The organism is Bacillus sp. JJ1122 (genome assembly GCF_036964885.1).
Lineage (GTDB): Bacteria > Bacillota > Bacilli > Bacillales > Cytobacillaceae > Mesobacillus.
Map to the genome: position 1 here is coordinate 1,594 of NZ_JBALQL010000048.1, position 22,054 is coordinate 23,647.

General features: G+C 39.5%; 20 protein-coding genes. 14 read left to right on the top strand and 6 right to left on the bottom strand.

What is annotated here, in order from left to right; translation table 11 throughout:
- Nucleotides 1-190 precede the first annotated feature (190 nt).
- On the top strand, nt 191-631 hold the full coding sequence (locus V7201_RS22295) for a MarR family winged helix-turn-helix transcriptional regulator (protein WP_335378953.1): 441 nt from the start codon (nt 191-193) through the stop codon (nt 629-631).
- A 126-nt stretch (nt 632-757) separates the two neighbouring features.
- Nucleotides 758-2,452, top strand: coding sequence for a M3 family oligoendopeptidase (locus V7201_RS22300; protein WP_335378954.1), 1,695 nt, complete (start codon nt 758-760; stop codon nt 2,450-2,452).
- Between the two features lie 176 nt (nt 2,453-2,628).
- On the opposite strand, the gene V7201_RS22305 is transcribed toward V7201_RS22300, so the two are convergent.
- Nucleotides 2,629-5,649: an efflux RND transporter permease subunit gene (locus tag V7201_RS22305; RefSeq protein WP_335378955.1), complete on the bottom strand. Its 3,021-nt coding sequence runs from the start codon at nt 5,647-5,649 to the stop codon at nt 2,629-2,631.
- 123 nt (nt 5,650-5,772) lie between these two features.
- Nucleotides 5,773-7,923 (bottom strand): ATP-dependent Clp protease ATP-binding subunit, encoded by a 2,151-nt coding sequence (locus tag V7201_RS22310; RefSeq protein WP_335378956.1) that lies wholly within the window; start codon nt 7,921-7,923, stop codon nt 5,773-5,775.
- A gap of 223 nt (nt 7,924-8,146) precedes the next feature.
- On the opposite strand from V7201_RS22310, the gene V7201_RS22315 reads away from it, so the two are divergent.
- Nucleotides 8,147-9,190, top strand: coding sequence for a YkvI family membrane protein (locus tag V7201_RS22315; protein ID WP_335378957.1), 1,044 nt, complete (start codon nt 8,147-8,149; stop codon nt 9,188-9,190).
- Between the two features lie 73 nt (nt 9,191-9,263).
- A complete protein-coding gene (locus V7201_RS22320) occupies nt 9,264-9,542 on the top strand; it encodes a hypothetical protein (RefSeq protein WP_335378958.1) in 279 nt (92 codons plus the stop codon).
- A 112-nt stretch (nt 9,543-9,654) separates the two neighbouring features.
- Here the strand turns inward: V7201_RS22320 and V7201_RS22325 are convergent, their stop codons facing one another.
- Entirely contained in the window at nt 9,655-10,326 is a 672-nt protein-coding gene (locus tag V7201_RS22325) for a hypothetical protein (protein ID WP_335378959.1), read from the bottom strand.
- A gap of 165 nt (nt 10,327-10,491) precedes the next feature.
- Nucleotides 10,492-11,103: a CPBP family intramembrane glutamic endopeptidase gene (locus tag V7201_RS22330; RefSeq protein WP_335378960.1), complete on the bottom strand. Its 612-nt coding sequence runs from the start codon at nt 11,101-11,103 to the stop codon at nt 10,492-10,494.
- A 126-nt stretch (nt 11,104-11,229) separates the two neighbouring features.
- Between V7201_RS22330 and V7201_RS22335 the strand changes: the two genes are divergently transcribed.
- A complete protein-coding gene (locus V7201_RS22335; protein WP_335378961.1) occupies nt 11,230-11,346 on the top strand; it encodes a DUF6254 family protein in 117 nt (38 codons plus the stop codon).
- A 49-nt stretch (nt 11,347-11,395) separates the two neighbouring features.
- Here the strand turns inward: V7201_RS22335 and V7201_RS22340 are convergent, their stop codons facing one another.
- Nucleotides 11,396-11,584: a YkvS family protein gene (locus V7201_RS22340; protein WP_335378962.1), complete on the bottom strand. Its 189-nt coding sequence runs from the start codon at nt 11,582-11,584 to the stop codon at nt 11,396-11,398.
- A gap of 391 nt (nt 11,585-11,975) precedes the next feature.
- On the opposite strand from V7201_RS22340, the gene V7201_RS22345 reads away from it, so the two are divergent.
- From V7201_RS22345 to ptsP, 6 genes are all read left to right on the top strand, one after another.
- A complete protein-coding gene (locus V7201_RS22345; protein ID WP_335378963.1) occupies nt 11,976-12,170 on the top strand; it encodes a hypothetical protein in 195 nt (64 codons plus the stop codon).
- A gap of 508 nt (nt 12,171-12,678) precedes the next feature.
- Nucleotides 12,679-13,623, top strand: coding sequence for an AAA family ATPase (locus V7201_RS22350; RefSeq protein WP_335378964.1), 945 nt, complete (start codon nt 12,679-12,681; stop codon nt 13,621-13,623).
- 4 nt (nt 13,624-13,627) lie between these two features.
- Nucleotides 13,628-14,833 carry a DUF58 domain-containing protein gene (locus V7201_RS22355; RefSeq protein ID WP_335378965.1) on the top strand — a complete coding sequence of 402 codons (1,206 nt, stop codon included), beginning with the start codon at nt 13,628-13,630 and terminating at the stop codon, nt 14,831-14,833.
- Entirely contained in the window at nt 14,830-16,089 is a 1,260-nt protein-coding gene (locus tag V7201_RS22360) for a hypothetical protein (RefSeq protein WP_335378966.1), read from the top strand. The genes V7201_RS22355 and V7201_RS22360 overlap by 4 nt, the downstream gene beginning before the upstream one ends.
- A 420-nt stretch (nt 16,090-16,509) precedes the next feature.
- Nucleotides 16,510-16,776 (top strand): phosphocarrier protein HPr, encoded by a 267-nt coding sequence (locus V7201_RS22365; RefSeq protein WP_144474695.1) that lies wholly within the window; start codon nt 16,510-16,512, stop codon nt 16,774-16,776.
- Complete coding sequence (gene ptsP / locus V7201_RS22370) at nt 16,776-18,491, top strand: phosphoenolpyruvate--protein phosphotransferase (protein WP_335378967.1); 1,716 nt, start codon at nt 16,776-16,778, stop codon at nt 18,489-18,491. Before V7201_RS22365 ends, ptsP begins: the two co-directional genes overlap by 1 nt.
- A 543-nt stretch (nt 18,492-19,034) precedes the next feature.
- On the opposite strand, the gene V7201_RS22375 is transcribed toward ptsP, so the two are convergent.
- Nucleotides 19,035-19,697, bottom strand: coding sequence for a GNAT family N-acetyltransferase (locus tag V7201_RS22375; protein ID WP_335378968.1), 663 nt, complete (start codon nt 19,695-19,697; stop codon nt 19,035-19,037).
- Between the two features lie 183 nt (nt 19,698-19,880).
- Between V7201_RS22375 and V7201_RS22380 the strand changes: the two genes are divergently transcribed.
- The 3 genes from V7201_RS22380 to V7201_RS22390 all read left to right on the top strand — a co-directional run bounded on the left by V7201_RS22380 (nt 19,881) and on the right by V7201_RS22390 (nt 22,001).
- Nucleotides 19,881-20,666 carry an SDR family oxidoreductase gene (locus tag V7201_RS22380; RefSeq protein WP_335378969.1) on the top strand — a complete coding sequence of 262 codons (786 nt, stop codon included), beginning with the start codon at nt 19,881-19,883 and terminating at the stop codon, nt 20,664-20,666.
- 206 nt (nt 20,667-20,872) lie between these two features.
- Nucleotides 20,873-21,751, top strand: coding sequence for an NAD(P)-dependent oxidoreductase (locus V7201_RS22385; protein ID WP_335378970.1), 879 nt, complete (start codon nt 20,873-20,875; stop codon nt 21,749-21,751).
- Between the two features lie 73 nt (nt 21,752-21,824).
- Nucleotides 21,825-22,001, top strand: coding sequence for a hypothetical protein (locus V7201_RS22390; protein WP_335378971.1), 177 nt, complete (start codon nt 21,825-21,827; stop codon nt 21,999-22,001).
- The last annotated feature ends 53 nt before the right edge of the window (nt 22,002-22,054 follow it).

Sequence of the window (22,054 nt, forward strand, 5' to 3'; positions counted from 1 at the left end):
AAAGCGAAGCGCCTGGAACGAAAATTACAGCCTTGTTTAACAGAGCCTTTCCTTTAAAATCACCATGCACAATGGATTCAACTGGAATGATAGTTTTTAGAATAAAATCAAGGGAAATACTGATAAAAGGAAGAAATTCAGATATACTCTACTTATAGATAAGTCGTTAATGGTAAAGGAATGAATGAGCATGAACAATGATAGAGAAAACCAAAGTTTAAAATTATTCATTGTCCTGTCGAGAGCATACAGGGCAGTTAATGAGAAAGTAAATAAGGTGATCCAGAAAAATGGGCTGAACCCAACTGAATTTGCTGTCCTTGAGCTTTTATACCATAAAGGGGAGCAGCCATTACAGCAGATTGGCGGAAAAATATTGCTAGCCAGCGGCAGTATCACCTATGTTGTCGATAAGCTTGAAGAAAAGGGATATCTTAATAGGGTCGCCTGTCCTAAAGACCGACGAGTGACATACGCTAAAATCTCAGACGATGGAAAAAAATTAATCGAAGAGATTTTCCCAGAGCACAGCGCGTTGATCCATGAATTGATGGACAGCCTTGCAGATGAGGAAAAGGCAACCGCCATTGAGTTATTAAAAAAGCTCGGACTTTCTGTCAGCAAATATTAAAAAACGGCATCTTAGCCGTTTTTTTCTTTATTTTTTCGGAATAAAAAGGGAAATAAAGAATATCCGTAGAATAGGAAAGAGATGGGGATTGGCTCAATCCCAGATAGAGAAGAAGGGGGCAATAACATGAATTTTGAGCAGTATACATATACGCGTCCAAATCTTGAAGATGTTACAGCGAAATTTGATCAGCTTCTTGAAAAATTCAAGAATGCTGGTTCCGTTGAGGAACAGAGTACAGCAATGAATGAGATTAATGAGCTGAGAAATGATGTTGGCACAATGTTTAACCTTTGCTATATCCGTCATTCAATTGATACAGAGGACGAGTTCTATAAGCAGGAACAGGATTTTCTTGATGAACTGGCACCTCAGGTGGAAGGACTTGTGACAAAATATTATGAAGCATTGGTTACATCACCTTATAAAGATGAACTTGAAGCTAAGTGGGGCCGCCAGCTTTTCGCACTGGCAGAAGCTCAATTAAAACAGTTCTCTCCTGAGATTGTTCCTTTAATGCAGAAGGAAAATAAACTATCTACTGAATATACGAAACTTGTAGCTTCAGCAAAAATTATGTTTGAAGGTGAAGAAAGGACTCTTGCACAGCTTGATCCTTTTACAGAATCTAAAGACCGTGAAACAAGAAGAAAAGCAAGTGAAGCAAAATTCGCATTTTTCTCAGAACATGGTGATGAATTTGACAGGATTTATGATGAGCTTGTAAAGGTAAGAACGGAAATCGCCCATAAGCTTGGTTACAAAAACTTTGTAGAGCTTGCTTATTTCCGTATGTCCCGAACAGATTACGACAGCAAAATGGTTGCTGCTTTCAGGGACCAGGTTCACCAATATATTGTACCTGTTGCTACAAAGCTCAAGGAACGCCAAATGAACCGCATTGGGGTAGAAGGGTTAAAGTATTATGATGAGCCGTTTGGCTTCAAAACAGGCAATGCAGTACCTAAAGGAAGCCCAGAATGGATTGTAGATAACGGACAGAAGATGTATGATGAGCTTTCGAATGAAACAGGCGAATTTTTCCGATATATGAATGAAAACAACCTTATGGATCTTGTAGCTAAGAAGGGGAAAGCTGGAGGCGGTTATTGTACGTATATCGAAAATTATAAATCGCCATTTATCTTTTCTAATTTCAATGGTACATCAGGCGACATTGATGTTCTCACTCACGAGGCAGGGCATGCTTTTCAGGTTTATTCAAGCCGCCATTTCGAAATTCCTGAATACAATTGGCCAACATATGAAGCCTGTGAAATCCATTCAATGAGTATGGAATTCTTCACTTGGCCTTGGATGGAATTGTTCTTTAAAGAGGATACAGATAAGTACAAATTCTCACATTTGAGCGGAGCTCTTCTGTTTCTGCCTTACGGGGTTTCAGTTGATGAATTCCAGCATTGGGTATATGAAAACCCGGAAGCAACTCCTGCAGAGCGCAAGCAGCAATGGCGTGAAATCGAGAAGAAATATCTTCCTCATAAAGATTATGACGGAAATGCATACCTGGAGGAAGGCGGATTCTGGCAGCGCCAGGGACATATTTATAATTCTCCTTTCTATTATATCGATTACACTCTGGCACAAATCTGTGCATTCCAATTCTGGAAGCGTTCAAGAGAAAACCAGGAAGAGGCATGGAAGGATTACGCGAACCTATGCAAGCTAGGCGGCAGCATGGCATTTACTGAGCTAGTTAAAGCTGCTAATTTAATCTCACCTTTTGAAGAAGGCTGTGTCGAATCAGTAATTGGAGAAATTGAAAGCTGGCTGGATTCAGTAGATGACAGCAAACTATAATTGTAAAAAAGCGAAGCCTGCGGGCTTCGCTTTTTTACGATTTTTTATGAAAATTTGCTGGAAAAGTAATCTTTGTAAACCTTATTGTGAGCCAAAGTATTAATAACTTTATCCACCATTTATTCCATATCAGCCACTAAACTTGGCAGAAAAACAATCTGGCAAGGACCAGTTTGTTATCTGCGTTCCTTTTTAACCTGCCTGTAGAAAAATACCTCATAAATGACAGGTACTAGTATCAGCGTCAGCAGGGTAGAGGAGGTAAGTCCCCCAATAACCGTCACTGCCAGCCCTTTTGAAATTAAAGTGCCTGATGATGTTGTCAGTGCTAAGGGAATTAACGCTGCTATGGTAGCGAAGGCGGTCATCAGGATTGGTCGAAGTCTTGTTATGCCTGCCTCCACAAGAGCTTCTCGTATTGTCATTCCTTTTTCCATACGGTTCTGGCCGATCCTGTCGACAAGTACGATGGCATTTGTTGTAACAATCCCAATCAGCATCAGTAATCCGATCATGACACTTACAGACATTGGTTCATCAGCAATCCAAAGTCCAAGCAATGAACCAATTGGGACGAAAATCAAGGATGAGAGAATGATTAAGGGAATCCTTGCTTGCCCAAATGTGATCAGCATTGTCAGGTAAACAAGACCAATTGCGACCACTATTGCAATGCCCAGCTGAGTGAACGTCTCGACTGTTTCATCACTACCTCCGCCGCCTTCCAATGAAACACCTTCAGGAAGCTCAAGGTTTTCTACACCGTTTATGACGCTTGTAGAAACAGAACGAATATCATTGGAAGCGATTTGTGCAGAGATTTGTGCAAATATTTTTCCGTCCAATTTTTGAATGGACGTAAAGGTGTCCGTTTCAGTAACCTCGGCAATATCTGTAATCGGTACAGGTCCCTGCTGGGTGAAAATAACCGTATTCTTTAAATCTTCTATTGTCTCTGATTGGTCATTATAAGTAATTGAAACCTTCCGTTCCTCTTCACCTAATTTCATTGTACCGGCATCCACAGGCTTAGTTTTATCTGTGATCGTTCCAAGAATCTGGAATCCTGATAGACCAAGTTCTGCAGATTTTTCCGGGTCAATATCAACAATCACTTGCTTTTGTTTTTCGGAGAAATTGTTCGATACATATTTTAAATCATCTTGCTTTTTCATATATTTTTCAACTCTTGCAGCTGCCTCCTGTAATGCTGCCAGGTCAGTTGAATAAAGGTCAATATTTACATTGTTATTGGATGGAGGTCCGCCTGTAGATTGCTCCTGTATTCCCAGTTTCGCATCTGGTTCAATATTAAGGATAATTTCCTCCATTTCTTTTTCTAGCTCTGGTATAAAGGTAGAAACGCTGACGCCGTCATCAAGGCTGATAAAATAATTCGCCTGGTTCTGGCGCTTCAGACCTGTTTGGAAATCGCGGCTGCCGATCCCTACCGTCACATCCTTGATTTCATTTTTATCTGCAAACATTTCCTCTACCTTCAATGAAACATCATTCGTCTTTTCGAGCGATGTAGAAGAAGGGAGCTGGAAGGTAGCGACAAGCAGCTTTTGTTCCTCGTTAGGGATAAAAGTAAAACCAAGGCCTTTCACAAGGAAACCTGAGCCTGCCAAAAGCAGGAATGAAAGTACAATGACGAGTGTTTTATGGTTAAGTGACCACTTAATGGCACTTGCATATGCGCGCTGCATAACGCCTTCCTTTTCTTCCTTAGGCACCTTTTTAAAGGAGAATTTAGCAAGTATAGGAACAATCGTAATCGCAACGATTAATGATGCTAGCAATGAGAATACGATTGTCAATGCAAATGGAAGAAAGAATTCTCCGGTAATCCCGCCTACAAGACCCAGAGGCAGGAAAACGACGACGGTTGTTATGGTCGAAGAAGTAATTGCTTTCAGGATTTCTTTGGTTGAATCCTGTATTAGTTCATCTTTCATACCTTCCTTTGTCTTCCTGACTCTCCTGAAGATATTCTCGATTACAACAATACTGTCATCCACAACTCGGCCAACAGCAACGGCCATGCCTCCGAGTGTCATGATATTCAGGGAAATATCGAGCTGATTTAGGAAGATAGAAGAGATTAATAGCGAGAGCGGTATTGAAACGATCGCTATAATTGTAGCCCTGAAGTTTCTTAGAAAAATAAGCACCGCAATCGAGGCGAATAGTGCTCCCAACAATCCTTCTTTTACTAATGTATTAACAGACTTTTCGATGCCCTCTGCAGAATCAAAGCCAATTGCATAGTCCAGGCGATCGCTATAGCCGTCTATTACGGTTAATACTTTTTCAGCAATCTCTACTGTATTGGCATCCTGTTTTTTTGTGATCGCCATTGATAAAGATTCTTTTTCATTGTAGCGGGTGATTTCTGGCTTTTCTGTTATAACATCAATGGAGGCTATATCACCTAGTTTTACTGCAGGAGCCTCCGGTGCAAATTTTGACTTAATCAGCAAGTTTTCAAGTTCATTGATCTCTTCAATTTTCTCTTGTACCCTGACTGGGACCTGGATTTCATTTTCGTTCAGGTTCCCTGCTGGGAAGCTGAACTTTTTTGAGTTAATCGTTTCTTTAATTTCATTCAAGCTTAGGGCGAGTTGAGAGGCTTTTTTCTGGTCAACGGTAATCTGCAGTACATCCTCAGTCTGCCCGCCAACGGAAACACTGTTAATTCCCTGTATTTTATTAAGGTCAGGAATGATTTCTTCATTTACAAGCTGTTCAAGGTCTTGGTCGCCTTTGGCGAAAAGTGAAATGTTAAAAATAGGGAAGGAGCCAAAGGAAAATCTGTTTACATTCGTCTGTACATTTTCTGGAAGTCCTGCCTCTTTTATATAAGTATTTACTTGCTGCTCGGCATCATCGAGATCTGTATTAAATGGGAACTCCAGATTGATGATGGCGATACTTTCAAATGATGAGCTCTGCATCTTTTTGATGCCTTCAATTCCTTTTAATTTTGTTTCAAGTTTTTCCGTTACCTGTTCATTAATATCCTGCGGGGAAGCACCGGGATACACAACTTCGATTGAAAGTTGTGGAAACTCGATATTAGGAAGCAAATCCACTTTTAAACGTGTAAAGGAATACAATCCGCCAAGAATTAATAAGAAGGAAATGATAAATACAGCAAAAGAATTTTTTAAACTGAATTTTGTCAAGAACTGCATATGGTTTACCTCTTTTCATAAAATATATGCTTTTATTCTATAAGCCTTTTATGTACTTTTCATTTTTAAACTGTAAAAAGATAAAAAAACTTAAAAAGCCCGGAACAAGTCCGGGCTTCTGCATTATTTACCTTTAATCGTGATTTTATCATTTTCGATAACGGCAGTCAGTTCATTTTCATCTGGCTTATCAAGAATGAAGTCAGCGATTGAATCCTCAAGCTGCTCCTGGATGGAACGGCGAAGTGGACGTGCGCCAAAGGCAGGGTGATATCCAAGTTCCGCTAATTTCTCTTTTACTTCATTAGAAACTTCTAAGCGGATCTTTTGTTCTTTAAGAGTGTTTTTCAGTTCAGCAAGCATCAATTCGACAATTTGAAGAAGACTTTCCTTCTCAAGAGACTTGAATTCTATAATGCTGTCAAATCGGTTAAGGAATTCTGGCTTGAAAAAGCCGCCAAGTGAATCAAGAACGCTTGATTCAGCAACAGCCTCACTTTGATCAAAACCAACCTTAATCGTTTTGTGTCCAACGCCTGCATTGCTTGTCATGATGATGACTGCATCTTTGAAGCTCACTGTGCGGCCCTGGCTGTCAGTCAGGCGTCCATCCTCAAGGATTTGCAGGAACAGATGCTGGACGTCAGGATGAGCTTTTTCGATTTCATCAAGCAGGATGATGCTGTATGGGTTACGGCGGAGTTTTTCAGTCAATTGGCCAGCTTCCTCGTGTCCTACATATCCTGGTGGTGAACCGATTAACTTGGAAACACTATGCTTCTCCATATACTCACTCATATCGAGACGAACCATGGCGTCCTTTGAACCGAATAATTCTTCAGCAAGGGTTTTAGTTAATTCTGTCTTACCCACACCAGTTGGTCCAACAAACAGGAAAGAGCCAATTGGCCGGTTTTTGGATTTCAAGCCTGCACGGCTGCGACGGATCGCTCTTGCAACCTTTTGGACAGCTTCTTCCTGTCCAATGACTTTATCATTCAGATTAGCAACAAGATTCTTCATCTTTTCCTGCTCATCTTCCTGCAGCTTTCCTACAGGGATTCCAGTTTTCTTTTCAATGATTTCCTGAATATGCTGGACAGTAACGACAGGACGGGCTGAATTTCCCTTTACCTCTAAAGCTTTTTCAAGCTTTGTCTCTTCGTCACGAAGCTTAGCGGCAGTTTCATAGTCTTCCTGCTTAAGAGCTTGTTCCTTCTCCTTTGCAATTTCTGCAAGACGGCTTTCCGCATCGTTTTGATTTGTGTAATCAGAAACAAGATTGATTTTTGAACCAGCTTCATCCATTAAGTCGATCGCTTTATCAGGAAGGAATCGATCCTGTATATAGCGGTGTGAAAGCTGAACGCATGCCTTAATAGCATCATTTTCAAATGAAACTTCATGGAAGTCTTCATACTTAGACTGGATTCCTTTCAGGATTTCGATTGCTTCGTCCACATTTGGTTCAAATACATGCACAGGTTGAAAGCGTCTTTCGAGAGCTGCGTCTTTTTCAATTTGACGGTATTCTTTCAGCGTAGTCGCTCCGACGACCTGCAGTTCACCACGTGCAAGAGCAGGCTTCAGGATATTTCCTGCATCCATGGAGCCTTCTGCAGAACCAGCGCCTACAAGCTGGTGAATTTCATCAATAAATACAATGATATTCTTGCGAGACTGAAGTTCTGAAATAAGCTGTTTCATTCTTTCTTCAAATTGTCCGCGGATTCCTGTATTGGAAACCATGGAAGCTACATCTAACAGATAAACTTCTTTGTTTTTCAATTTATTCGGTACATTGCCTTCTGCAATTTTTAATGCCAGACCTTCAGCGATGGCTGTCTTACCAACGCCTGGTTCCCCAATGAGAACTGGATTGTTTTTGTTTCTTCTGTTTAAAATTTCGATGACACGCTTTACTTCTTCGTCGCGGCCAATGACAGGGTCGATCAGGCCAGTCTTTGCAATCTGGGTCAAGTTTCTTCCGAATTGGTCAATAAATCCGGTTCCCCCACCAGCTGTCTTAGGAGAGGGAGGAGGTACAATTTGATCTGGGTTACTATTGTTCATATTCTCTGTAAATTGTTTAAAGATATCGTTAAGAGGCGATCCTCCAAAACCGGAGAAACTGGACAGTGAGCTGCCGAAGGATGCACCTAATTTTTCTTTGCTGTAGCAATCTTCACAGAGCATTAAATGCTTTTGATTACCGTTTAAATTAACTTTTAATTGAATTTTAGCGTGTTTCTCCTGGCAATTTTGGCAAAGCATTTAAATTCCTCCTTCAATGGTTTTTATATTTATATTCTTGATCAGATAAGTCGTTATTTGACTTTGACTATCTTTGATCAATATATTTTTATTATAATTTGACCTTTCTTGACTTTCAACAATTTTGATTATGGTAATTTTTACATTTTTATAATTAGTCTTTTTAAAAGCTCGTCATTGTTTGTCTTAGTTCACATATATTGAAAGGGAGGAGGGGAATGCTTTGAAGACAAACTGGGGAGCTGCCTTTCAAATCGCTGCTGTTTATGTTGGCACTGTCGTGGGTGCCGGCTTTGCGACCGGGAGGGAGATCGTCGAATTTTTTTCCCGCTTTGGCATATTTGGGTTGATTGGAATATTCATGAGCGGTTATATGCTTATTTACATGGGCTCCAAGCTGATGAGAATTGCTGCCTCAATTGGAGCCCATTCATATGAAGAAATGAATGAACATCTATTTGGGAAGTTTTTTGGTAAAATGATTAATCTGGTCATGCTGGTAATGCTTCTTGGGGTATGTGCTGTCATGCTTTCTGGGGCAGGGGCTGTCTTTGAAGAACAACTTGGGCTGACCAAATCACTCGGAGTATTCATTACCATCGCTCTTTCGCTTGTTGTCATGTTCGTCGGCTTGAAGGGAGTATTTGCGGTCAATACATTTGTTGTGCCAATGATGATTATATTCAGTCTAATCTTATTCTTCCTATCAATAAAATTGCCAGGTTTTATCGAACAAGTGGTTTTTATGCCATATGCAGAGGATGGCTGGAAATCTGTTGTGGCTCCATTTTCATATACAGCATTGAATCTTGCGCTTGCTCAGGCGGTGCTTGTCCCCGTAGCAGCGGAAATTAAGGACGATAATACCGTGAAATGGGGCGGAATTATTGGAGGGATCGCACTGACATTAATTCTCCTTTCGAGCCATTTGACCTTGATCATGCTGCCAGGATTCGAAACCTTTGAAATTCCGATGGCAGTGATCATGAAGCAGCTGGCTTCTGGTCTTTACTGGATTTTTGTATTGATCGTTTATGGAGAAATTTTTACGTCAGTAATTGGCAACATCTTCGGTTTGGAAAGGCAGATCCAAAAATACATCAAGCTTCCTAGTATGCTTGTCGTATCATTATTGTTTCTAATTTGCTATTTCATAAGCCTAATCCATTATGGAACACTGCTTTCGATTCTATATCCCGTTTTTGGTTATATCAGCCTGATTTTTATTATTTTGCTTTGGATGAAACCATTGAATAAAAAAAGTTGAATACGAATTGTTAATATATGGTATATTGTGATAGAATTCAATTATAAACAAAAGCTTGTAAGGTGTGAATGGAATGAAAAATAAAGATTTGGTAATGTCTGTTCTGCTTAATGCTTTTTTAGGTTATCTCTGGATTCTTTTTATCGATCACATAGTTGTAGTTGCAAATTCTCTCGATAACTTTTTCGTGGGGGGGCTAATCATAATTGGGGGTACGACACTTTTTTGGGAAATTGTTAAAAGGGTAACTCCTTTGAATGAATACCAAAACAGGCATTTCGTAAAAATTGCTGGATTTGTCTCTTTTGGGATTGTAGTAGCAGTTAATTTATTTGTTTTCAATTTAATTTAAAGGCTTATTAAACTTGACGGTTGATTTTCTCTCGAATCTTAGAAGTCACAAAAAGAACACTATTATAACCAAAAACTCAGCAAAATAAAAAAGAAGGGAGGTCCCTTCTTTTTTATTTGTTCTCTTTAAGGATGGTTTTGCCCATTTCCAAAAAGGCATTCCTATGATCAGCATTATCCTTCGTGAATAATGTAAATTTGATTGGCTGTTGTTCATTTTTAATCAGATAGGATGTTACAGTCTCTGCTCCGCTTTTTGTTTCCATTGCCCATGCATTTTCAAAGAATGCATCATCCGGAATTTCGGCTTCCTTCAGATCTGGTCCTACAGCTGTTAGCTGTGCTTTTGTGTTTTCTTCCATAAGCGCCCAATCGAGATCTGCAGGAAGCAATTCAATCCTCATAAATACACTGTCATCGTCCTTCCAGAAGAGAACATCTTTATTTGGTTCTTCTCCAGTAAGTTCATATTCAGGTAAAACATACATAGAATAGTTTTGATTGTCATTGTATTTTAAGAAGGCTGTTTCTTCTTTCTGTTCACCATTGACATTATAAGTTAACTTTTGTTCAAGGATCCGAATGACACCATTCTCACCTTTGTCTTCCGATTGCTTCTGTTCTGTTGATTCTTGTCCAGTTGCTTGCTCTTTTTCAGTATTTTCAGGTGCGGATGCTGGCTTTGAAGCTGCAGTCTTATCAGCAGATTGCTCAGCAGAACCACATCCTGCAATAAACATTGCAGACAAGCTAAGCACTGCAAAAGGTTTTACTAATTTATTCATATATATTGCCCCCTGTATTCTCATTTGGTGTTAACTATTCTTTTAGACGCGATTGATATAAATAAGTTACAACGCTATACCCTAAAAAAAAGATAACATGGACAAGATGTGGGAACAATAGAAAAATAATCCATTCAGGGCATTCAAATCTAGGGGGTCTTTGTTTTATCGCAGCGGAAGAAATACAAATAATAATAAATCAAAAACAATATGAGAAACAATAACTAGGGGAAGACTTCTCTTCCAGGCATATAATATGCTCCAGGCAGATCCGGCGATGATCGCAGCGATTACCAGGATGAATTCTCCTGAATAAAGGTGAGCAGAGGCATATAGAAATATAGAAAGTCCGATGCTCATTTTCATGCCAAAATGTTTATTTAGACGCTTTTGGATAAATCCTCTCCAAAAAATTTCTTCTCCAGGAGCAATGATTAAAACGAGAACTATATAATGCCAGATAACTTCCGGTGAAAATCTGCTGTATAGTCGGGAAATTTGCGTGGTGAAAGGGAGGTTAAGTATATCGATAAATGAGCTTCCCAGCCAGAAGAGTCCAAAAAGGCCAAGTCCAGATGCAATCCCTATGGAAAAATATGATAAAGTCGAAGCCTGATCTTCAATTTCTTCATGTTTGATGGAATAACTGATTAACACGAGCATGGATGCTGTGAATATATACCAGAATACTGACTTATCCTCGAAGGTAAAAAATAATAGTAGATGTGCGATCAATATACCTAAAATCAATCTGCGATCAGCGATCCATTTGTTCATTAAAGCTAACCCCTTTCCAAAAACAAAACTTATTGTATCAAAAATTTGCATAAAGTTGTAAGGAAAAGATTTCTTCTAATTGGGGAATGGTAAGACAGAAGTGAATTTTATTTTGGAGGTATTATCATGTCAGAATCAAAACATGAACAAGAACGCAAATGGACTGTCCGTAAGCAGGATCAGCACCCACATGGGAAAGTAAAATCATTTAAGGAATTGGCAGGCAAGGAAAAGAAAAAATAATCCAATAAGAAAAAGCAGCCCAGGCTGCTTTTTCTTGATTTTCGATATATTAATAGGCTGTTTCCTTAATAATCTTATAGTTTTTATGATTGATAACAGTTCTCAGATCTAATTCTAAATCGCGGAAATTGTTCATATAAGTTAAATCGACAATGACGGAATTCTCATTGACTTTTTCTACAACCCCTTGTAATCCTTCTTTGAATTCGATTACATTTCCCACTTCGGCTTTCTTCAAAATAACCTCGCTCCTTCGTTATCTTTCGAATTACTAACATTTTGCACTAATTTTACAAAGTCGTAAAGGAAAATTTGTTATAAATTTTAAATGTTCACGAAATTTTCATTTTATAAAAGTTAGAAAATTCAATTTATATTATTGTTATTATATAAGAAATATCAGATTCCATCTACAAGAAAATTTGTGGTTCCTTTAATTTCTTATAAAATGGAACTAGTTTATAAGGCAAAACGCAAGAAACAACATGGATTCTACTCTTTCATTCCCAACATTGAAATTTCAAAAACCTCACGTTTCATTATATTTAGAAATAGGTGATTGCTTGTTGCATTATTATAGGGAGAATATAAAATAGTGGTTAGTTTGAATAATTAGGGAGTGTACGTCCATGGATAAAGAACAGGCAGTAAGAATGCTTGACAGCTTAAAGAATAAAGAAGTGGATGAAATTTTTGTGTCCAAACAAGATTTCATGATTTTTCGGGAAGTGATCGTTAACAGGGAGGATTTTAAACACTACAGGGGAATTGCCCAAAGAGGCGGGGATGTCATTTATCAATATATGGACGAGCCTAGGAGTTAATAATTTTTATCACCAAAAAGAAACGCTCAGTTAGCGTTTCTCAAACTGTAGACAAACACGATGAAAATCGTGCTTGCTTACAGTTCTTTTTTAGTTTGGAGGAGAAACTGGGCTGTTGATTTCCATTCCAGGCGCTTCGCTTTCAGCGGGACCGGCGCTGAGCCTCCTCGCCGCCGATGGCGTCTGCGGCGTATTCTGTGACCTGTATCTTTGTCGACAAGCTGAGAAACACTTTATTAGCGTTTCTTTTTGTGTGTTAGGCATTTTTTAACACACTCTCACGCCAGTTCATCGACTGTTTTTTCACATAAGTTGTTCTCAGACCACTTCTCATAACAACTCGACGCCAGTTTTTCGCTATTGTCTACAAGCGCGGAAATTAACACCCCACATAATCACAGCCATGTAAATTAGATTGGATAAAAATGGGTATAAGTTTTCTTTTGTTACAACAGATGTTAAACTTTAAAAAAAAGAGGAATTTTCTGAGAACTTAGGGGGAGTCAAGGTGGAATGGTCAACAAAGCTTGAAGAATTAAAAAGAAAAATAAGTAAAAATGTCATCGGCCGTGATTTTGAAGTTGAAATGATGGTCATTGCACTTTTAAATAATGGTCATATTTTAATGGAAAGCGTTCCGGGGACTGGGAAAACGTTGCTTGCTAAAACCTTTTCGAAAGCTATAAGTGGAGATTTTTCAAGGATTCAATTTACGCCGGATGTACTGCCAAGCGATATAACCGGGATTCAATTTTTCAACCCGAAGCTTCAGGAGTTTGAATTGAAGCCAGGTCCCATTGTTACTAATATTCTTTTAGCCGATGAAATTAACCGTGCAACACCTCGGACACAGTCCAGTTTGCTTGAGGCGATGGAAGAACACCAGGTGACGATTGATGGACATACGATTCAGCTAAACACACCATTCCTGGTAATCGCTACGCAAAATCCAGTCGAATCTCAGCAGGGAACTTTCCAACTTCCAGTAGCGCAAATGGACCGCTTTTTTATTAAACTTTCACTTGGTTATCCTGAATTGAATGAAGAAAGAGAAATGATTCGCAAGCATAGATTCGGTTCCTCGAAAGAAGAACTAAATCCTGTATTGAGTAAAGAAAATATTATTCTGCTGAAGAGGGAGCTTGAAAATGTGCAGCTTTCTGAAGTTGTTGAGCAATACTTGCTGAAAATCACAAGGGAAACTAGAAACCATTCTTCCATAGAATTAGGGATCAGTCCTCGTGGAACTCTCGCTTTAGTGAAAGCAGCTCAGGGGAGAGCACTTGTGAAGGGCAGGAGCTATGTAATCCCGAATGATGTGAAGGAAATGGCCCCATTCGTTTTAGGACACAGAATCTATTTATCCGCTGAGGCATCTTTGACGTCGACTCCTGAAAAAGTGGTTCAGGATCTTTTAGAATCTATTCCGCTTCCGGTGGAAGTTGAGGTTTGAGGCTATGCAATGGAAAAAAGTAATCATTGAGGATCGTTTTTTATCCATTCTAGCTTTTCTCGGCGTTCTATTGGTCATTGCCAGCTTTTACTTTAATTCATGGCTGATATTCGGGGCTGGGCTGCTGATTATTTTAATAACAGCGGCTAACTCATATTATTTAACTCACATTGGCGAGGGCCTTGTCTTTGAAAACAAGCGTGAAAGAAACCGTTTTTTCATAGGCGATAACGGCGAATGGTCTCTTCTTTTTGCTAACCATGGACTGCCAATCATGAAGGCAAGGCTGATGGTTTATTTTGACTGTGCCGTAGTACCTGTTTCAGGAGAATTTCATATTCACCAATCAAAGGTTGATGTAGGAATGCCGTTATCATTAAGTCGTAAGGAACAAATAGTGATTAAAATCCCGTTTACAGCAGATAGGCGCGGGATGTCAAAAATCAGGAGATTGGAGCTCCATATACCACATTTTTTTGGCTTTGGGGACACAATCCTGGAGTTTAAAGATGTCATCAGTAGGGAGGCCCTTGTATACCCAGGGCCAATCTCTGTGAGGAACATAGATAAACATAAATCATTTAGACCAGGTAACAGCCCATCGTTATTTTCTGTGTTTGAAGATAATATGGGTCCAGTTGGTACAAGAGATTATCTTCCGGCAGATAGTTTTAACAGGATTAACTGGAAAGCAAGTGCAAGGAGAATGACATTGCAGACAAAGGAATTTGAGCGAATAACCGAAGCTGGTGCTGTTTTGTTTGTTAATGTAGTGGATGGCTTTTCTGTAACTGTCATGCTGGAATTCCTTATGAGCAGCATAACTGAAATGGCTTATTTCTTCCATAAGGCTAACATTCCATTTTCTCTTTGTATGAATATCAGATCGGCGGGTGCCACTCCTTTTACTTATATTCCATTAGGTTCAGGTAAGGATCATTTGCAAAAACTGCTTGATATTTTGGCGATTGCAGACCATCATTCTCCTACAATTCCCTATGACAAGATGCTGTTCTTTTACAAAAGGCATTTTCCTGCCGCACCAACGATGATCCATACAGGAATTCGAACAGAAGGTGCAGATATTTACTTTAAGGATTTCGGCAGGGATGGGATTCAGCTTTTGGAGCTGCAAAGGCATGTGGCGGATGAAGAGGAAGCCTTTTTAGGACCGCTCCAATTAATGATGAAGGAGGTGGCGATGAAATGAATAAAAAAGTCTTGAACATATTTTTTCGTTTTTATATGGAATGGACCTTCGCCACCTTAATCATTTTGATGCTTCACATATTATCTAGACAGCAAATGCCTTTGTTATCCACCATGGCCATCCCAGGAATTGCTTCCTTACTATTTGCCATTCTTTTAGAGAGGAAAAGAAATCAGGCTAAAGCATTATATTTTCTGTTGATTATGCCGGCACTTTATCTGACGGGATTATGGGTTGGGATTCCGATTTTTTACATATCCATAATGGCATTATTCATTTTTTGGCGAACGCTGAATTATCACCAGGATGTAACGAGTAACTCCGAAAGTGTTTGGCTGGTGCTGACATTTCTCATCGGTTTGTTCCTTTCACCGCTTGCGCACTTTTATGATGGTGCTTATCTGAGACAAATTGCATTTCTCTTGGCCTTTCAATTGATGTTTATTATTGCAGGGCAATTTTTTATAAAATGGTTGGATATCGAACTTGTCTCAAAAAGAAAGTTTGCAGGTGACTTTTCAAAATTGCTAGGACTTGGTCTTTTGATATTGTTGATTCTTACATTTGGAAGGAACTTCATTAAGAGTATTTTCTTCTTTATCCTGCAAGGGATTGGCTGGATTTTTTCTATTCTCCTTTACCCCTTATTTACATGGGTAGAAAACCCGATCCTTAAAGAACGAGCTGGCCGTCTATTATCCTCCAGACAGCCGCCGGCAAAAGAGTACGAATCCCCGTTTGCAAATGCAAAGGAGCTAATTAATCCTGATCTTTGGGGACCAATACTCTTTTCTGCTATCGGGGTGCTGATTTTCTTTTATCTTTACAAAAAAACAAGCTTATTCACAAAAGAGCAGGAGGTTGGCGTATCACCTAGCGGTTATGTAACATCGAGCTCACTTGATGATTCCATGTACAGTGACCCCTTCTATAAAAATCGTACAGGAATGCCTGTTAACCAGATCCGTAAGGAAATATACCACCTCGAGAAGTATGCTCAGAAAAAGGATTTGGCCAGGTTAAACCATGAAGCGATCAACGAATGGCTGCAGCGGTTGGGTATTGATTATGATGAGCGGACGGTTCAAACGTATCAGCAGGTCAGGTACGGAGCATCTGCAGAAAATGAAGTCGAGGAATGGTTTAAGGAAGAAATCAAAAGGATAAAAAAACAGTTAACAATCCTGGAAAAAGAGAGAAAAGATATAAGTAAGTCAGGAATTAAAAATTCCCTAAAAAAAGTATTTAAAAGATAGGATTATCCGCCTGAAAAAAGTAAGGTTTGTGATTAAAAACATTTGGCCAATTCTGAGTTAAGATTTGGAAGATGAATGATTTTTAGGGAAAAATGCAATGGAAAAATCAATTGTCACAATTTCGCTAAAATGAAAACGTTTTAATGAAAAAAATGCTTAAAACCTTGAAAAAACCAATGTTTTTTCATTGTCTAACACTTTTCAAAATGCTATTCTTTTGTGTGGGATGCCAGTTACAGTTTTCCGTGGAAACGATTGGAAATAATATATGGTGTGAAAGAACATTACTAATGGGTAAAATACAATTATCATTTTAGCTAGGCCGGAAATTTTGACCTTTCGCTGAATTGAACCATTTAGTTTGGAAGGCATCATGTATGGTCATCTTAATCATTTAATATAAAAGGAGAATGATCTAGTATGGTACAAAAACAATTCAAGGTTGTTGCTGAAACAGGAATTCATGCTCGTCCTGCTACAATGTTGGTTCAGGCTGCAAGCAAATTCGATTCAGAAATCCACTTAGAATATAAAGAAAAAAAGGTTAACCTTAAGTCAATCATGGGTGTAATGTCATTAGGAATCGGCCAGGGAGCAGATATTGCGATCATCGCTGAGGGTAGCGACGAGCAAGATGCTCTAAACACACTAGAAGAAACTTTAAAAAGAGAAGGATTAGCTGAATAATGGGCTTTCTGCAGGGAATTGCCGCTTCAAATGGAATTGCAATCGCAAAAGCCTATAAGCTGGTAGAACCGGATTTTTCTTTTGAAAAAAAGACAGTCGAAGCACCTGCTGATGAAGTGGCACGTTTTCAAGCTGCCCTTCAAACTGCAAAAGCTGAGCTTGCACAAATTCGTGACCAAGCAGGTACTGAACTAGGTGCTGACAAGGCTGCAATATTTGATGCGCATCTTCTAGTTTTAAGCGACCCAGAATTGATTTCACCCATCGAAGATAAAATCAATACCGAACATGTAAATGCTGAACACGCATTGAAAGAAACAGCTGATATGTTTATCAGTATGTTTGAGTCAATGGACAATGAATACATGAAAGAACGTGCTGCGGACATTAGAGATGTGACCAAACGTGTAATGGCACATTTATTAGGCGTTCAAATTCCTAACCCAAGCATGATTGCTGAAGAAGTAGTCATCGTCGCAGAGGATTTGACTCCATCTGATACAGCACAGCTGAACCGCCAATTTGTAAAAGGGTTTACAACTAATATTGGCGGACGTACATCCCATTCTGCAATCATGGCTCGATCCATGGAAATTCCTGCAGTCGTTGGCACAAAAACAGCAATAGAAGAAATCAACAATGGTGACATGGTCGTTGTTGATGGATTAAAGGGTGAAGTACATTTTAACCCTACTCCAGAAGTGCTGGAAGCCTATAAAAAGATTCAGGAAGACTTCGAAAAGCAAAAAGCTGAGTGGGCTAAGCTTGTAAATGAAAAAACAGTTACAGCTGAAGGACACCATGTTGAGCTTGCTGCTAATATCGGAACACCTAAAGATTTAAAGGGTGTTATCGAAAATGGCGGTGAAGCAGTAGGTCTTTACCGTACAGAGTTCCTTTATATGGACAGGGACCAGCTTCCAACCGAAGAGGAACAGTTTACTGCTTATAAAGCGGTGCTTGAAGGAATGGAAGGAAAGCCAGTTGTTGTCAGAACGCTTGATATTGGCGGCGATAAAGAACTTCCTTACTTGAACCTGCCTAAAGAAATGAACCCATTCCTTGGTTTTAGGGCGATTCGTCTTTGCCTTGAGGAGCAGGACATTTTTAGAACGCAGCTTCGTGCCCTTTTACGTGCCAGTGTTTATGGTAATTTAAAAATCATGTTCCCTATGATCGCAACATTGGTAGAATTCAGGGAAGCAAAAGCAATGCTTGAAGAAGAAAAAGCAAAATTAGTTAACGAAGGCACCCAGGTTGCGGAGCACATTGAACTTGGCATCATGGTGGAAATTCCTTCAACTGCAGTGCTTGCAGACCAGTTTGCTAAAGAAGTTGATTTCTTCAGCATTGGTACAAACGACCTGATTCAATACACTATGGCTGCTGACAGGATGAACCAGCAGGTTTCTTACTTGTACCAGCCATATAATCCATCGATTCTTCGCCTCGTAAAAATGGTCATCGATGCTGCCCATAAAGAAGGTAAATGGGCCGGCATGTGCGGTGAGATGGCTGGAGACGAAACTGCGATTCCAATCTTACTTGGTTTAGGACTGGATGAGTTCTCTATGAGTGCTTCTTCTATCTTGAAGGCACGTTCACTCATCAAGCAGTTGAATAAAGCTGATATGGAAAACCTAGCTGCTTCTGTGCTTAATATGAGCACAACAGAAGAAGTTGTAGAGGCAGTAAACAAAGCTTTGGGTTTGTAACATAATTGTAATATAAAAAATGTTTTACCCTATAGATGGCGGGTATATATGAGTAAGCACTTTGGTTAGACTGAAAGTAAGCTAATCATTCTCATTTTCCCCCAGATTTGGCCGGCTGTTCATTCAGCCGGCATTTTTTTTGCGTACAGGGAAATGTGAAAACTTCTAATCACATGTTTGGAAAAGAGGCATTGAAACAATCGAGGGATTGAAAAGAATTCGAACGATGTTTTATAAAGGTGATTGGAACAATGGAAGGGTGGGAACATTCACATCGGATGTTCCAATAAGGGTGATTGGAACAACGAAAGAGCAGAAACCACCTCACTCGATGTTCCAATGAGGGTCATTGGAACAATGGAAGGGTGGGAACATTCACATCGGATGTTCCAATAGAGGTACTTGGAACACTATACGAGGCGAAAAGGAACATTCCTATGTTTAAAAACATTCCTATTCTATAAGATTCTCCTTAAAGAGTAGCAACAATGTCTGTATTCAAAATAAGCGTCTAAAAACCCCAATCTTTTAGAAAACAGCCTATTATTTAAACGGATTTCTCCATTCCATCAGCATTCCGTAATTTAAGGATTCATCATCCTCGAGATAATTGGCTACTGGTTTTACTGGAGTACGTCCGCAGCGGAGCAAAAAGGAAACGACCGGATCTTTGAGGTCTCCTTTTAAAACCTTTTCAATATACTCTTCAATCGATAATTCCTCTGAATGAAAATGATATCCAGGCATCCTTCCCCCACCGAGCAGCCTATCCAAACCTAAATGAACTACAGTCTCATACATCGATTGAAGCATCCATTTTCCTAATCCGAGCCTTCTGTAGGCGGGGCTGATGCATATATCAACTATATACAAGGTATTTCCATTTCTGTTATGGTTTCGGATGTATCCGTGATCTGTTATATCTGCCCAAGAATGCTCCAAATCATTATTGTTTAATTTTACAATTAACCCTGTAATCGAGCCGGCTATCTTTCCATCTATTTCAACGCAAAGCGCTCCTTCGGGAAAAAAAGTTATATGGTTATTAAGCTGTTCTTTATTCCATAAAAGTTCCTCAGGAAAAGGAGGGGGGAAAGCCTCCCGCTGAACTAGAATTAATTCATCAAAGTCATTTTCATTGTAATTCCTTATTACTGCTTTAACTGGCTTCGTTTGGTCGAAAACATATAACTCTTTTTTAAACATGATTGCACCTCGATTTATGACTATAGCTTGAGTTTAAAAAATACAATAAAGCACGTCAATTTTTAGTTATTCTTTTTTTTCCTTGAGTTTATGATATCCCAGAATCAAAATAGAAACTGTTAAAAATGAAATTACTAGAAAACTCTTATATAATGAATTTAATACATACAAGGGGGAATTTATATGGAACTTCAGCTTAGCGGGAAGACAGCTGTTATCGCTGCCTCTAGTCAGGGACTTGGCAAGGCGATTGCGGAAGGACTTTTGAGGGAAGGTGCAAATGTTGTTGTCTCAGGAAGAGAAGAGGAAAAATTAAAAGATGTAGTCGCTGAATTACAACAGATTGGAAGCGGAAAAGTCGTTTTTCGAAGGACAGACATCACGAACCAAGAGGATATTAAGCAATTAATTCAAACTGCCGTAGACCAGTTTGGCGGTGTCGATATACTGGTAAACAATGCTGGCGGTCCTCCCGCAGGCTCTTTTGAAACAATAACCGATGAGCAATGGCAAACTGCATTTGAACTGAATTTGCTGTCCTATATCAGGCTCATTCGTGAAGCACTGCCGTTCTTAAAAAAACAGGGAGGGAAAATTATTAACATAGCTTCCTCTTCAATCAAGGAACCAATTCCAGGACTATTGCTTTCAAATACTTTCAGGACTGGTATTGTCGGCCTGACAAAGACCCTTGCTCAGGAACTTGCTCAATATGGGATCTTAATCAATACGGTAGCACCTGGCCGGATTGCTACAGACCGTGTTAGACACCTGGACGAGGTTAATGCGGAGAAAATGCAAATTTCTCGTGAAGAAGTCGAAGAAAGAGTGAAGGGCACCATTCCTTTAGGGCGATACGGAAAACCGGAGGAGTTCGCGAAAGTGGTAGTTTTCCTTGCATCTGATGCTAATACGTATATGACTGGCAGCTCATTCCTTGTTGATGGCGGTATGGTAAAATCAATTTAATATATAGGTTTGAACTATCTAGAAATGGGTATAAAATCATTGTGCATAAAATTGTAGATCGTTCTGGAAGGCCGGAGAAATTTTTCTTCGGCCTTTTTATATATCGGTTATTGTTTTCATAATGGAATTTCAAGAACAACTTCAATGCCAAAAGAAGAACTGTAATGATAAAATGTACTTAACTATTAAGGAGAGAAGGTATACATATGTTATCCAAGGAAGATACAGTGATTGGTTTTATTGGCACAGGTGTGATGGGAAAAAGTATGGCTGGCCATTTATTGAATGCAGGATATCAGGTCACGGTGTATACGAGAACAAAGGAGAAGGCTGATGAGCTGTTGGAAAATGGAGCCGTCTGGTCTGACTCCCCCGGTGATGTTGCGAAGAAATCCGACGTTATTTTTACGATAGTAGGCTATCCCACAGATGTTGAAGAAATTTACTTGGGTGAGGACGGCTTGATTCCAAATGGGAAACCTGGAACATACTTGATTGATATGACGACTTCGACACCGTCACTTGCAAAGGAGATTTATCAGCAGGCTAAGAAAAAAGAGATGCATGCACTTGATGCTCCAGTTTCTGGCGGTGATGTGGGTGCTAAAGAAGCCAAACTCGCCATTATGGTAGGAGGGGATAGTGAAGCTTTTTTGGAAATTGAACCATTGTTGAATATTCTTGGTACAAACATTTTTCACCAGGGCGAAGCTGGGGCAGGACAGCATACAAAAATGTGCAACCAAATCGCAATTGCCTCAAATATGATCGGTGTATGTGAAGCAATCATCTATGCTGAAAAAGCAGGTCTGGATCCCGAAACGGTATTAAAAAGCATTTCTACGGGGGCAGCAGGAAGCTGGTCACTTTCAAATCTGGCCCCTCGTATGATCAATGGAAACTTTGAACCGGGCTTTTATATCAAGCATTTTATCAAGGATATGAAAATCGCTCTCGACGAGGCAAAACGAATGGATATGGAAGTGCCCGGTTTATCACTTGCAATATCACTTTATGAACAGCTGGCCGGAAATGGTGAAGAAAACAGCGGTACCCAGGCCCTGTATAAGTATTGGAAACAATAAGAAATCCATTAAATATTTTCAAGTCATAGCTTCCCCTTTAGGTAAAATACTAAAACAAAAGGAGGGGATTGTTATGGCAAAAAGAACGAAGAAGAATGATCCGCAGCAAAAAAATAAAAAGGGTTTCGATTCTGCAGTAATTGATTCGGAATTTTCGCATGAAATCGGAAGTGCTGCAACGAACAAAATCCATAAGGATAAAGCAAAAAAAGAAAAAGCTCCTAAAAACAACGGACAATACAAAGGGTAAAGGAAAAGCCGTTTCATTTGGGAACGGCTTTTCTCGATTAAGCTATTGGTTCC